12 protein-coding genes and 2 pseudogenes are annotated in these 13854 nt (G+C 34.4%); 13 read left to right on the forward strand and 1 reads right to left on the reverse strand.

Annotated elements, in window-relative coordinates:
• Positions 1–37 precede the first annotated feature (37 nt).
• The 12 genes and pseudogenes from CUS89_RS09575 to CUS89_RS09645 all read left to right on the forward strand — a co-directional run bounded on the left by CUS89_RS09575 (position 38) and on the right by CUS89_RS09645 (position 11732).
• Positions 38–268 (forward strand): hypothetical protein, encoded by a 231-nt coding sequence (locus CUS89_RS09575; RefSeq protein ID WP_104871943.1) that lies wholly within the window; start codon positions 38–40, stop codon positions 266–268.
• A gap of 380 nt (positions 269–648) precedes the next feature.
• Entirely contained in the window at positions 649–981 is a 333-nt protein-coding gene (locus tag CUS89_RS09580; protein WP_146103413.1) for a hypothetical protein, read from the forward strand.
• 416 nt (positions 982–1397) lie between these two features.
• Positions 1398–1634: a lactococcin 972 family bacteriocin gene (locus CUS89_RS09590; RefSeq protein ID WP_104871946.1), complete on the forward strand. Its 237-nt coding sequence runs from the start codon at positions 1398–1400 to the stop codon at positions 1632–1634.
• Between the two features lie 98 nt (positions 1635–1732).
• Positions 1733–3901 (forward strand): hypothetical protein, encoded by a 2169-nt coding sequence (locus tag CUS89_RS09595; protein ID WP_146103414.1) that lies wholly within the window; start codon positions 1733–1735, stop codon positions 3899–3901.
• An 89-nt stretch (positions 3902–3990) separates the two neighbouring features.
• Positions 3991–4538 (forward strand): annotated as a pseudogene (locus CUS89_RS09600) (ATP-binding cassette domain-containing protein).
• Between the two features lie 18 nt (positions 4539–4556).
• Complete coding sequence (locus CUS89_RS09605; protein ID WP_104871948.1) at positions 4557–4979, forward strand: hypothetical protein; 423 nt, start codon at positions 4557–4559, stop codon at positions 4977–4979.
• 1056 nt (positions 4980–6035) lie between these two features.
• Positions 6036–7655 carry a glycoside hydrolase family 13 protein gene (locus CUS89_RS09615; RefSeq protein WP_104871949.1) on the forward strand — a complete coding sequence of 540 codons (1620 nt, stop codon included), beginning with the start codon at positions 6036–6038 and terminating at the stop codon, positions 7653–7655.
• 280 nt (positions 7656–7935) lie between these two features.
• Positions 7936–8209 (forward strand): annotated as a pseudogene (locus CUS89_RS16380) (helix-turn-helix domain-containing protein).
• A gap of 304 nt (positions 8210–8513) precedes the next feature.
• A complete protein-coding gene (locus CUS89_RS09630) occupies positions 8514–8948 on the forward strand; it encodes a MarR family winged helix-turn-helix transcriptional regulator (RefSeq protein WP_010736432.1) in 435 nt (144 codons plus the stop codon).
• 96 nt (positions 8949–9044) lie between these two features.
• The gene (locus CUS89_RS09635) at positions 9045–10151 is read left to right on the forward strand and encodes an NADH-dependent flavin oxidoreductase (protein ID WP_104871950.1); all 1107 of its coding nucleotides are present in this window, start codon (positions 9045–9047) and stop codon (positions 10149–10151) included.
• Positions 10152–10167: 16 nt separating this feature from the next.
• Entirely contained in the window at positions 10168–10845 is a 678-nt protein-coding gene (locus CUS89_RS09640; protein ID WP_086335388.1) for a type 1 glutamine amidotransferase domain-containing protein, read from the forward strand.
• A gap of 26 nt (positions 10846–10871) precedes the next feature.
• On the forward strand, positions 10872–11732 hold the full coding sequence (locus CUS89_RS09645; RefSeq protein ID WP_104871968.1) for an aldo/keto reductase: 861 nt from the start codon (positions 10872–10874) through the stop codon (positions 11730–11732).
• Positions 11733–12196: 464 nt separating this feature from the next.
• Here the strand turns inward: CUS89_RS09645 and CUS89_RS09650 are convergent, their stop codons facing one another.
• Complete coding sequence (locus tag CUS89_RS09650) at positions 12197–12799, reverse strand: hypothetical protein (RefSeq protein WP_104871951.1); 603 nt, start codon at positions 12797–12799, stop codon at positions 12197–12199.
• Between the two features lie 663 nt (positions 12800–13462).
• On the opposite strand from CUS89_RS09650, the gene CUS89_RS09655 reads away from it, so the two are divergent.
• A complete protein-coding gene (locus CUS89_RS09655; protein WP_104871952.1) occupies positions 13463–13747 on the forward strand; it encodes a type II toxin-antitoxin system RelB/DinJ family antitoxin in 285 nt (94 codons plus the stop codon).
• The last annotated feature ends 107 nt before the right edge of the window (positions 13748–13854 follow it).

The following is a 13854-nucleotide window of genomic DNA, read 5'->3' on the forward strand; positions in this document are numbered from 1 at the left end:
TCGAACCTTTGAAAAATAAGGACTATAATATGACGACATGAAATTAATCGATCTTTACGATAATAATCGTTTAAAATATATGTGGTCTTTTGAGTACACTGATAAAAACTTTGTTAATTACGTAGCAGCAATCCCACCTTTTAAGCTTATACGATTGGTGGAATTATCTAGCGATGAGATAGTTCTAACGACGATTGGGAATTTCCTTGATTACGTACCTGATCAAAACTGGTTAGAAAAAATTCGTCCTAGCTTGATTGCTAAATAAATGCAAGAAGAGGTAGTAAATGAAGTGACGATATTTAATAGATACAAAGATACGAGATTTATCTAGTTCATCAGATATATGAAGAGACAAGATCGTTAAACTTAGAAAGTAAATAATGAAAAAGACTCAATGCCTAAAAACGTGTTGAGTATTTTTATGGTTTTGATAATTTTTACATAATGTTATAACCAACGATCAAAGGTTATTGAACAGTTATGATGTTAAAACAATAATTTATGAAAAATTGGCAGCATTTAAAAATAGCATGATATATTGAAGTATGGAGTATGATGTTCAATTAATTTAAGGAGATGAAATAATGAAAAAAAGTGATACTAAAAGGCTTAATTTTAACTACGTTTATGTTAATGGCGTGTTCAATGATTATCCCAGATGAAGTTGCTTTTGCCAGTGAAGAAACTATTTCTGGCAGTGAAGAAGTTATAGATGAATCTAGCAATAATATGCAGGCGGATATGTCAGGATTAGTGGTACATAGGAGCGTTGGTACCCTCAATTTTTCTGAGTATGTTTATATGCAAAATAAACCACATGGATCAAGTCGTTGGCTTCCAACCTCGACAAAAATTTGGCAGGTTAAATATAAAGACGGAAAAAAATACCAAGGTTATGTGAATTGGACAGGTAAGTATAAAAATGGTACGCAAATTGGTGCATATTATCAATACACTGGCGTGTTAACTAAAGCATAATTTTTATAGGAAAGATAAAGTTATGATCCTTGGATAAGCGAAAGGTGACAGTATATTGAAATTAAAAACGATTCGTTCTATTAGAGTAGTAAAAGTAATACAGTTCTTACTTAGTTTCTCGTCTGTCTACTTACTAATAAAAGGACCTAAGTATGTATTTTTAATACCACTATTATTTGGTTTTCTCTTGGAACTAATCCTTCCAAAAGAGTATGGTGGGGGAATATTCAAAAATAAAAAGAATGTATTTATAAATTCAGATAAAATTTGGATTGAACCACTTATTGGAATTATACTTTTGATTATATTTATTATTTTTTCAACTATTTAATTATGGCGAATTTTATAATGAACTTAGCCACCTAAGGTATAAAAAAACGCCATCGTTTAATTTTAAAATTAGAAAGAGGATATTTATGAAAAAAATAGTTGTTTGTACATTATCTTTAATTGTTTTGGCTACTGGTGGTACATGGAATTATGGTGTCGGTATCACAGGTTCATATTCTGATTATTTCCATGGTACTAAACGCCACAGCGCTACTGTAAAAAAAGGTTCAGACGAATCTTATCAAGCTCAAGGGGCTGGCGTGTGGACTAAGGCTCGTCTTGGCGCATATTCAGGATGTAATTTCTATTATAATTATTGGTAGAATGGCTTTGAGAGAGTATACATATTCTCTCAACTATAATAGGAAAGGAGCGTATGTATTTTACGTTCCGTTTTTCTTTAAAATTTGGGGGAACTACTTTGAAAAAAACAATGATCTTATTCCTATCTATAATAACAATTCTAATAAGTGTTGCATTTGCACTAAATAAAAAATCAGAAGAAGATAAATATTATGATGATATTGAGTTAACTAGTAATTCCACTCATTTTTTCATAAAAGATTCGGATATATCAATTGATGATCAGTTATCAGAGTTTGCTTCTTTATCAAAAAAATACAACGCTACATTTATTCGTTCTGATATTTTAACAGAAAATGGAAAAACATATATTTATAAGTCAGGTATATATTCTACTAATTATTTTGATCAATTGGGTATCAAGCTAGCAAGTGGAAAAATTCCTGCTTCTAATAATGAGTTTCTTGCAAATTATAATACTGAAGATAACAATCAAAGTGGCCGTATTTCGAATATGTTTTCTGATAAGAAGTTAATTTTTGGAACATTGCAGGATTTTTATACTAAAAATAAAATGAGTGTAAATGGCAGCTATACACTTATATCAGAATCAAAAGATTCAGCTGATATTTTAAATCAGATTTCTACAGTTTTTAAAATACCTAAAGATGAACTGTTAAAAGCTACTTATGAGCAAGCATATGGCCAAGGAACGATATACTTATTAGTGTTAGTGTTATCAATCATTATCATGGCAATATTCTGCCTGATGAGTGCATTTTATCCAATTGCTAAGTTAAAAGAAATCGGTGTGATGAAATTGCTTGGCTTTAAAGATATAGATATTTGGATAAAGCTTAATAAAGTTATATTATTAATCCCTGCTCTTTTCTATATATGTACACTGCCTATTCAATCCTTTATTATTCCAGATAGCAATCTATCTTATTTCTTGGAATTAACGTTAGTTGAATTAGTTGTTTTTGTATTAGCTTGGGTATTTTCTTTAGTAATGTTAATCATTATTAGACGCTATAATCTTTCGGATATTTTAAAAAATTTCTTTAATTTAAAATTTTCACTTTATTTCAGTTATCTATTGAAGTTTTTCGTTTTCGTTGCCGTTGTTGCCGTTATTCCTTTGTTAGCAACAGAATTAAATACTCTACATAAGGACTTAAAAGCAAAAGATTTGTATGAACAGCAGAAACATTATCTTACACTATCAAAGTTTAACTACGTTGATGATGAATTCCAAGAGTCTCTCCAAGGGAAAGGAAAATTAGATTCTAAATTAATTAATCTGTATAAAGAGTTAGATACTTCAGCTGATATTCAATATGTTTCCGTAAGTAATATAAATGCTACCGTATTTAACGGAGCTAAAATAAATACAAGCAAATTTAAAGATATAGAATTTGATGATTCGGACGATTACCTAATTATGAGTGCTAATGAGAACTATATGAAAAGAATTCAATTCAAATTACCAACACCTTCATCAAAAATATATTCTGAAACAGAAATGACTTACCTAGTTCCTGAATATTTGAAAAAAGATTTTGAAAAAACAGAATTTTTTATAAGAATTCAACTCGCCTCTCTTCTATCGGATAACTCGTTTGAAAATATTGAAGATATCCCAATTAGGTTTATCTTTTATCCAAACAATGAAAACGAAATATTCTCTGAAAATATAGAAATGATAGGGAATAATAAGACGTTTATAAAAAATCCGATTATTTTTTGCATAAATAACAATACAATAAACACAAGTAGTATGTTCTTGAAAAATAGTCCTTTAAGTAATCCACTTAGAATTGAGAATACTAAAGAAAATAAACTTGCAATAAGTGAGGCGATAATAAATAACAACCTTGAGAATAATTCTATACAATTTGAAAATATTCTTTCCACAGGCTTTGCACAAGAATTGCTTATTTCACAATCTAGTGTAGGGATTTGGATTACTATCCTATGTCTAACGATTTCAGTTAGTGTATTAGCTTCTTATTACATTATATTGATTATTTTGGCTTCCAAGAGAAAAGAAATGATTGTATCAAGACTTTTAGGCTATACTTTCTATGATAGGTATCGCAATGAAATTTTCTATTTCTTTTCCATCTATATTTTTGGACTGATAGAAATAGTCATTTTGAATAAGCAAATACTGTCAATGCTTGCTTACTTGTTACTAGTATCAATAGATATTTTTATTATTTTCTTAATGGTTACTCGATATGAAAAAGGAACACTTAGTGCAGGTTTGAAGGGGGACGTATGATGAGTATTATTAATATCAAAAACTTCAATAAAAGTTTCGGTGATAAAGTCGTTTTTAAAGATTTTAATTTAGAAATCAATGATGGCGATATGGTTGCAATAACCGGTCCTAGTGGGTGTGGAAAAACAACTTTGCTTAATACCATTGGCTTGATTGAGCCAGTGGAACAAGGTGAATACCATATTTTTCAGAAAGCAGCACCAAAAATAAATTCGAAACAAGCCAATAAAATGATTAGAGAAAACATTTCATATTTGTTCCAAAATTTCGCATTAGTCGACAATTTTACTATAAAAGAAAATTTACTGATGGCGTTAAGGTATGTGAAACAAAAAAAGAAAAAGAAGAGTCAATAGATAATGCACTAAGAATGGTTGGATTAGAAAATTATCAAAAATTAAAAGTATTTGAAATTTCAGGTGGAGAACAACAGCGAGTTGCTATTGCTCGTTGCCTCTTAAAACCAAGTAAAGTTATTCTCGCAGATGAACCAACTGGATCACTGGATACAAAAAATAGAGATGAAATTTTAGCAATCTTGAACCAGTTAAATGCAAGTGGGAAAACTATTATCATAGTAACACATGATAACAAAGTAGCAGAGAGTTGTCATCATACTATTGGACTCGGTGTATAAAAAAGGAAGGAGCTACAAATGAAATTACAAAATAGAACACTTAAGAAACTATCGATTTTGATTCTTTTGGTAGTTGGTGTTATTTCTTCCTTTTTATATGTAACATCACGATTTGATTCGCTAAATAAATTTAATCCTCTAGTAAAAATGCAAGTTGGATACGCAATTGTACCTGAAAAAGTGACATACAATGGTGGAAAAGAATACGCTGATGATGGAAAGCGTCAAATACCAGATGATTATGAGAATATTGAAGTAATAAATTCAACTACTATGAAAATTGAAAAATTAACATTTAAAGGTGGGCAAGCTCCAGAAAATCATAATTATGTTAAAGTTCGTTATAAAGGAAGCTATGTATACAAAATAACGTTTATAACAGATGATTCAGTCCCTAGCGATGTGATGAAAGTAATAAGAAAAAATAAAACTACTGAATAACAAAAATTGGTGAAAAACTAAATTCAGAAATTAAACTAAGACATACAAAAAGGAATCCGTTTCGGTGGCGAAGCCAAACAGAAACGGATTCCTTTTTTTGATGTCATATAGCCCCATATTCTAACAGGGGGCTAACAAGTAACAGGGAACTGTCTCAACTACCCTATTGAGGCTGATATATCAACGTTCTTGTTGTCACATTTCACTAGGAATGGTCATAGGATTCTCCCCAATTTTTCTGGGTATTCTTTATTGAGTAAATGAATCTTTTCAACCTCTTCGACGAATGGCCGATATAATTGTCCATTAAAAATTTCAAAGTTCCTTTCTTTGAACACCTATGTTCTCGTCTACTTACTATAAGATATAAATATCCTTTTTATCTATATCAGAAAAATATTCACTCTGTAAACCTGAATTTGATTTACAATGCCCTAAATAAAATTCCATATTTCCCTAATTGACTTTGCTTTTCTTTGGATTGTTCCTTGACTAATTGTTTATTAGTTTCATGGAGTTCTGCTTCTAGATGATAAGCGGCATACGATCATGGACAGGTGAAACCGAGTCTTTGGGTTTTGTGACCATAATAATTGATTCCATTTCAAATCCTGCACCGGTCTTATGCGTCATTTTTCTAGATAAATAGAATAAATTTTCAGTGCTAAGTGACAAAACTAATTAATCTTTCCATGATAGATTTTTAAATATCTCAATCTATCTCCAAAATTCGTGGCTTTTATGGCTATTGTTGACTATGAATATGACAAATAATTAGAAAAAACTGTGCCAAATAAACATAAAAATTACAAATGATATACTAGTGTCTATTTAGGGTATACCCTAAATGGACATGTTGATAGCAATTTATACTTATTTCAATCAATAGTTTCTGTTTTAAGGCGCTAATCCATTGATTGAAACTTTCCCCACGCCTCATTTTTATTTCTAAACCTCAGATTTTTATGTTATCGGTAACATTCTCCTGCCTGTTTACTCTTGTTTTTGTAAGCGTTACAATTCTTTAAGAATAGGACAAAACAAATGGAGGATCATATGGAGAAAAAATGGTGGCATCAATCAGTTGTATATCAAGTGTATCCACGTAGTTTTCAAGATACGAATGGAGATGGAATCGGTGATTTAAGAGGGATTATTTCAAGATTAGATTATTTAACCTATCTAGGGATCGATACGATTTGGCTTTCTCCTGTCTATGAATCCCCAAATGATGATAATGGTTATGACATCAGCGATTATGAAGCAATCATGGCTGAGTTTGGGACGATGGCTGAAATGGACGAACTGATTGAGGAAGCGAAGAAATCTGGCATCAAAATCATATTAGATTTAGTCGTCAATCACACTTCTGATGAACATCCATGGTTTATCGAATCACGAAAAAGCAAAGACAATCCATATCGCGATTATTATATCTGGCGTGATCCAGTAAATGGTGACGTGCCTAATTCGCTACGCTCGATTTTTAGTGGGCCGGCTTGGGAATTTGATGAAACGACAGGTCAATATTATTTGCATCTATATAGCAAGAAACAACCTGATTTGAATTGGGAGAACGAGCTGGTCAGACAAGAAGTTTATGACATGATGAATTTTTGGATCGACAAAGGAATTGGTGGATTCCGTATGGATGTCATCGATACGATCGGCAAATTACCGGATCAAGAAATTACCAATAATGGTCCGCGACTCCATGAATATTTACAAGAAATGAATCAAGCAACTTTCGGAGATAAAGATTTGATGACGGTAGGAGAAACTTGGGGCGCAACGACAGAAATCGCGAAGCTTTACTCAGATCCCAAACGAAATGAGCTATCCATGATCTTCCAATTTGAACATATGACTTTGGACCAGCAAGCAGGCAAGGATAAATGGGATCTAAAAGCTTTAGATGTCTCTGAACTGAAACAGGTCTTGTCCAAGTGGCAGACAGCATTAGGTGATGAAGGTTGGAACAGCTTATTTTGGAATAACCACGATTTACCGAGAATCGTTTCACGTTGGGGAAATGATCAAGAATACCGCGTGGAAAGTGCAAAAATGTTTGCTATTTTACTCCACATGATGAAAGGAACTCCTTACATTTATCAAGGAGAAGAGCTAGGCATGACGAATGCTCCGATCCAGGACATTTCAGAAGCCCAAGACATCGAAACAATCAATATGTATCATGAGCGTTTCGCATCTGGCTATCGTAAAGAAGAGATCTTGCAGTCTATCAATGCCAAAGGACGTGACAATGCGCGTACCCCAATGCAATGGGATGAAACAGCATATGGTGGATTTACGACAGGAACGCCTTGGCTATCCGTCAATCCAAACTACAAAACGATCAATGCAAAACAAGCAATCGCAGATCCCTCTTCGGTTTTCCACACGTACAAACGCTTGATCGAGTTACGCAAACACAATGAAATCATCGTTTGGGGAGAATATGAATTGTTGACAGAAACGCCAGCTGAGGTCTTTGCTTATTATCGTACACTAAATGAAGAACGTTGGTTGATTGTCTGTAACTTATCCGAGCAAACACAAGAATTAACTGTTCCACAAGAAACAACAGAACTGATCATTGCCAACTATGATCGAGAAGTACCTGTAGGAGAAATCGAATTACGTCCTTATGAAGCATTTGTGGTGAAAATTGGGTGATGGAGAGAGTGTCTCATCTGGAAAATGGTGTTCCAACATATTGCTTAATGATGGCATATATGCTATCCGCTAGAAAAATGAAGTGGATACAAAATTGGAGGATAATCTTTTCGAACTTCGCTCAGAGTTCGGAACCAATATTCAAAGAGTTTTATATTTCCATTAATTCGAGTCAAAGTTAATTATTACACATGGGTTTAGTAAAAGACCCAAAAAACGCCACCTCAAGAAATCTTACGTGCATTAGAGATACGTAAAGAATTTGAGGAGGAATATGAAAATGGTAACAGTTAAATTTGATGGTTATCTAGAAAAAATTGAAAGAATCAGTATTCAAAAATAATTTTGAAACAGAGAATGCTAAGTTATCAAGCGCAATCGCTTTGATGAATGCCAGAGAAGCTGCCGGATTGACACAACGTGAATTAGCAGATTTGGCTTCTTTACCTCAATCGACAGTAGCCCGTATTGAGTGAGGAAACAATACAAGTTTCGATACGTTATCAAAACTTGCTCATGCTCTAGGAAAAGAGTTAAAAGTCGAGTTTGCATAGAGGATAGATTGTAATAGTGAGGTCGGGACAGAAGTGTTTAGCCTCGAGAAATAAGGCGCCATCCACGAAAATTGTTCTTCAAATTTTTGTGGATGGCGCCTTATTTCCGAAGAGGTTACTTCTGCTCCCGCCGTTTATTCGGTTTTAGGTGGTGGGAGAGGACTAATGTCCCACTTCCATTTTTTTAGGTGAAGGACTTCATTGGAAATAGTATTAAAAGTATGGTGCAAAACGACCAATGTTCTCCTCTTTGACAAATCAACTAAATCATACTATGATATGTACGCTAACAGGAGGTGTAAAAATGGGGAAATCAATTGAACGTTCGTTAGAAGAATGTCTTTTTTTTAGTGTGAAGAAGCTCGATCGAGTATTGAACAAATTAGCTGATGAAGCCTTCAAGAAAACGGGACTTGCACCTACTTATGGATTTATCTTACTGATTTTGAAAGAAAAAAACGGTATTCCTCAAAAAGATATCGCGCAGATGTTGTATTCAGCGCCGTCAACGATTGCACGTTTCGTAGAAAAATTAGAATATAAAGGCTATGTCAAAACGGTCACAGAAGGACGGTTATCTTTGGTATTTTTAACTGATGAAGGTCGTGAATTTGTCAAAGAGATCGACAGTAGTTGGGATGAGTTGCACCACGCATATAAAGTTGTTTTAGGTGCTGCCGAGAGCGAGCGGCTTTCTCAAGAGCTGAATGAGGCGACCAATAAATTACAAAAAAAATAAAATTTTTTAAACATAAAAGTTGCATGTACAACTAATCGTATGGTTAAATAAATACGAGAAAAAATAAGTGACATTCGTCATATTGGAGGAATAAGAATGGCAAAATTCAATGAATCAATCACATTTCCATCAGGTAGTGAGCTGAAAAATCGGTTGATGCTATCACCAATGACTACAGAACTTAGCTTTTTTAATGGGGTAATCACAAAAGACGAGATCGAATACTATGCACAACGCTCAAAAGGATTAGGCGCCGTGATCACTGGTGCGGCAAATGTGCAAGACATCGGTAAAGGTTGGCCAGGTGAATTGAGTATCGCCCATGATGAAATGCTTCCTCGTCTAAGCGAGTTAGCACAAGCCATTCAAGGCGAAGGGGCCAAGGCAATCGTGCAGATCTTCCATGGCGGCCGTATGACAAGTCGTGCGACATTATCAGGAGAACAAATAGTATCTGCTAGTGCGATTCCGGCAGAACGTCCAGATGCCGAAACACCTCGGGCATTAAGTGATGAAGAAGTCAGTGAAACGATCCAAGCATTTGGAGAAGCAACACGCAGAGCCATTGAAGCAGGATTTGACGGAGTAGAATTACATGGTGCGAATACTTACTTGATCCAACAATTCTTTTCTCCTCATTCGAACCGTAGAGAAGATCAATGGGGTGGTTCTTTAGAGAAACGTTATCACTTTATTGAAGAATTATTGAAATCTGTCTTCCAAGCAGTTGAAACACACGCAACTAAACCATTTATTGTTGGTTATCGTTTTTCACCAGAAGAATTTGAAACACCAGGTATCCGTTTTGAAGAAACGATTTGGTTGATGGAGCAATTACGCGAAACGAAATTAGACTATCTGCATGTTTCATTGAATACGTATGATCGTGTAGCTCGTTCTGAAACCTATAATGAAAAATCAATTCTTGAATATGTCCACGAAGCGATTCAAGGGAAAATCCCTTTAGTAGGTGTCGGGAATGTCCGTAACCGCAAAGATGTCGAGTCTGTGTTAGCTCATGCGGAACTCGTAGCAGTAGGCCAACAAATGTTGGTGGATCCTGAATGGGCGGTCAAATTATTAGAAGATCGAGATACTGAATTTGTGACGAAACCTTTTTCTGAAGCATACAAAGACTTGTATTTACCAAGTCCGTTGTATAATTTTCTTGATCAACGCTATGGATCAACCATCAATATCTAAGAAAGAAGCTGAAAAAATGAAAGTTTTGATTGTTTTGACAAATGTAGAAAAATACGACAATATCGAGCGTCCAACAGGTTTATGGTTAAGTGAATTGACTCATTTTTATGATGTATTAGTCAAAAACAAGATCGAAGCTGATTTTGTTAGCCCAAATGGCGGATACGTACCATTAGAACCAAAAAGTATATTAGATATGGACCAAGTGGATTGGACTTATTATCAAGATGAAGACTTTCGTAATCGTGCGTTAGGCCAAACGTTACGTCCGGATGAAGTGGACCCAACAGAGTATACGGCGATTTATTATGCCGGTGGTCATGGAACGATGTGGGATTTCCCTGGATCAGAAAAATTAGCAGAGATTGGTTCTGCGATCTACAAAAATAATGGACTCGTATCAGCTGTTTGTCATGGTGTCGTAGGCTTGTTGCCTGTCGTTGATGAAAACGGACAGTCCATTTTAGCTGGACGTAAAGTGACTGGCTTTAGTAATGAAGAAGAGGAATTAAACGGAACAACGAATAACGTACCATTCCTGACCGAAGATTCACTGAAGGAAAAAGGTGCCGATTATCAGGCAGGGAAAGCTTTTACTGAAGTTGTTCATGCAGATGGGCGTTTATTAACAGGACAAAACCCACAGTCTGCACATTTATTAGGAGAAAAAGTCGTTGCTGAATTGACGAAATAACGTGGAGTTTGGAGAGGAAATCAATGATGGAAACACGGACCTTGAACAACGGATTGACGATTCCTGTACTTGGATTTGGTGTCTTTCAAATCTGGGATCAAGAGGAATGTGAGCAAGTGGTTTTAGAAGGGTTGAATGCTGGCTATCGCCTGATTGATACTGCGGCTGTTTATTACAATGAAGAAGCCGTTGGTCGGGCAATCAAAAAAAGCGGGATTCCAAGAGAAGAAATCACTATCACAACCAAGTTATGGGTCACTGATGCTTCTTACGAGGGCGCATACAAAGCGTATGAACGTTCTTTGCAAAAATTAGGGGTGGACTACATTGATATTTTCTTGATCCATCAACCTTACAATGATTATTATGGCGCATGGCGTGCCATGGAAGAACTCTATGATGCAGGCAAAGTAAAGGCGATCGGAGTCTCCAATTTTTCAACAGGTCGTTTGACTGATTTGATTTTGAATCATCGGATCAAGCCAGTGATCAACCAAATCGAACAACATCCGTACCGTCAACAAAAACAACAAAGAGAAACAGCGACGCATTTTGATGTTGTGACCGAAGCGTGGAGTCCGTTCAACCAAGGAAAAGATGGGATCTTTGATGAACCAGTTTTAAAGGAATTAGCTGAAAAATACCATAAAACTGTCCCACAAATCATCCTACGTTGGCAAACACAGCTAGGGATCATCACGATCCCTAAGTCTGTCCATGTGGATCGTATGAAGCAAAATATCGCTATTTTTGATTTCCGATTATCAGAAGAAGAAGTGACTTTGATCGAACAGCTCGATCAAGCACCAGAGTCGACCGGACCTCGTGAACATCGAACCTTAGTTGAAAATCTGCATAATATCTCGATTGATCAAGCAAAACAGTAAATGATATGTTGACTTATTTTAATCAATATATAGATCGATGGATAACACAGCTCTGGCAAGGTTTATTACCCACTCTTCCTTCCAATGATTTAGATCGAATGGCATTCACATTGAATCTGATGGGTTATTATCAAGCAAAGAACCCATCGAGGAAGAAAAGGCGTTTGTGCGTATGCTAGGCACACTACCGTCACCAAAAGAAAGAAAACTCGAATTACCTACACCTATTCAAGAAAGTAAAAATTTTTGATGCGAGTATGTATCGAGTTAAGATCAATTGAGCAAACCAGATGTAGAAAGAGAATAAAGATGTGAATAGAGACTTGTAGTAATCCAAAAGAGTTTTTGGTCTTACTACAGGTCTTTGTTTATTCACAATAAATAGAGGCAGCCAACTTTGATTTGTATAAGTGTGATATTCATAGAATAGGAGAATAGATTACCTTGCACGATTAAAAAGATTTTTATCCGTGTGGATCTAGTAACGTAGATTTTAGAAAAGTTTCCACCAACTCTTGAATTTCTCTTTGTCTGAAAAAAGGAATTTCTAAGTACAGCACCCTATTATCTAAACACCACTGTCTTTTTATTTCCATATTTCTTAGTATGTTTTGAAAACGTTTAGTAGTAGCTCTTTTCTTGAAGTAGTGATGAACACCATGATATTCAATAAAGTACCATTGATTATTTTGTTGAAATGAAAGATCAATTCTTAAAGGACGATTCTCGACTGTAGTAAGATTTTTGAACGTTCGCTCCCGATAATACTGAATATTCTTAGAGTTAAGTATTTGAGCAATAAGTTGTATCTGCCAGCTAGGTTGTGAGTGTAATAGTGGAAATTGTTTATACATTTTTTGTGCATCAGGATGATAAGACATACTCACAATAAAAACTTTTTTCTTTTGACCATTGATGTGAATAGAGGAATTCGTATGGATATGGAGCCTATCCTGATAATAATAAGGGAGGTACCAATCATAAATTTTTTTCATGACTTTCCCGTTTTTTACAAAAGCAACGGTTACGATGTTGAAATTTTCTTTGATATAAACTAGTTCATTCATAAGCAATCAACTCTTTCTTATACATATATTTGTGGATTTCTCTGCTAAAAGTAGTGATCTGTAATAGGAGGTACTTATGGAATCCTTAAGGCGGAGAGAACAAACTAATGCCATAGCTCCTCAACAGATGAAATTTATTTCTATGTAAACATGCAATCGTTTTTTCTATTTTGCTTCGTCAAAAAAATGTCTTTTTTTGTATATATTATATATACGCAAAACAAACTAAAATCAATTTTTCACCTTGTTGCTCAAGTAAAAGTACTATTTTTACAGGTTAGAAAAACGCTATTATAAAAGTAACTTCTGAGGGAAATAAGTCGGAATATTAGAAATTACCGGAGCGGATTTTTGCAAGTCTAAGCTCTTTTCTAAAATCTCCAACTCCAAGAAGTAATTTTAGTTAAATAGTGGATAGATCAAAAAAGTTGTTAAAAATTGATCACCAAAAACTATTGAATTTAGAAATAAACATGTCACCTAAAATATAATTAGAAAAACTCAACAAATTACATCTGAAAAAATAAGATAGACAGCTAAGAAGTAGTTAAGAAAATCAACTACTGATTTTTGCATCATTTCTCTTTTATGAGTTTGATATAATCAAATATATGATGATATTGAAATATTTTGAGTTTGTTTCACTCAATAGGAGGAGATAATGTGAAAACAAAAGAGAAAGCAAAAAAAGGAAGAATACAAGTCGGAATTGATAAAGAGCTAAAAGAAAACGCAGAACAAATATTAGAAGAACTTGGTTTGAATGCGACAACAGCAATTACCATTTTATATAAGCAAGTTGTATCAAGAGGTGAGTTTCCAATAGAAATAAAATTGAATGAAGAAGAAAGACAAGCAATCAAGTTGCGCCAATTAACAAAAAGTATGCCTGTTAAATTGCTTGATACAGATGAAAAGCTAAATGAGTGGCTAAATGAATACGAATGAAATAGTAATAGTTTATGTGGCTTACACTGACAAATAAGGTGGAACGAAAAGACCTATATTGGTTGTACAAGATAAAAATACTATATTGAATTTTTTAGTATCACTAG

This window comes from Enterococcus mundtii, from assembly GCF_002947535.1.
Taxonomy (GTDB): Bacteria; Bacillota; Bacilli; order Lactobacillales; family Enterococcaceae; genus Enterococcus_B; species Enterococcus_B mundtii_B.

What these genes read in the sequence shown, in the direction of transcription:
- CUS89_RS09575 (WP_104871943.1), top strand. Translation starts at nt 38, where the DNA reads ATGAAATTAATCGATCTTTACGATAATAATCGTTTAAAATATATGTGG.
- CUS89_RS09580 (WP_146103413.1), top strand. Translation starts at nt 649, where the DNA reads ATGATTATCCCAGATGAAGTTGCTTTTGCCAGTGAAGAAACTATTTCT.
- CUS89_RS09590 (WP_104871946.1), top strand. Translation starts at nt 1,398, where the DNA reads ATGAAAAAAATAGTTGTTTGTACATTATCTTTAATTGTTTTGGCTACT.
- CUS89_RS09605 (WP_104871948.1), top strand. Translation starts at nt 4,557, where the DNA reads ATGAAATTACAAAATAGAACACTTAAGAAACTATCGATTTTGATTCTT.
- CUS89_RS09615 (WP_104871949.1), top strand. Translation starts at nt 6,036, where the DNA reads ATGGAGAAAAAATGGTGGCATCAATCAGTTGTATATCAAGTGTATCCA.
- CUS89_RS09630 (WP_010736432.1), top strand. Translation starts at nt 8,514, where the DNA reads ATGGGGAAATCAATTGAACGTTCGTTAGAAGAATGTCTTTTTTTTAGT.
- CUS89_RS09635 (WP_104871950.1), top strand. Translation starts at nt 9,045, where the DNA reads ATGGCAAAATTCAATGAATCAATCACATTTCCATCAGGTAGTGAGCTG.
- CUS89_RS09640 (WP_086335388.1), top strand. Translation starts at nt 10,168, where the DNA reads ATGAAAGTTTTGATTGTTTTGACAAATGTAGAAAAATACGACAATATC.
- CUS89_RS09645 (WP_104871968.1), top strand. Translation starts at nt 10,872, where the DNA reads ATGGAAACACGGACCTTGAACAACGGATTGACGATTCCTGTACTTGGA.
- CUS89_RS09650 (WP_104871951.1), bottom strand. Translation starts at nt 12,799, where the DNA reads ATGAATGAACTAGTTTATATCAAAGAAAATTTCAACATCGTAACCGTT.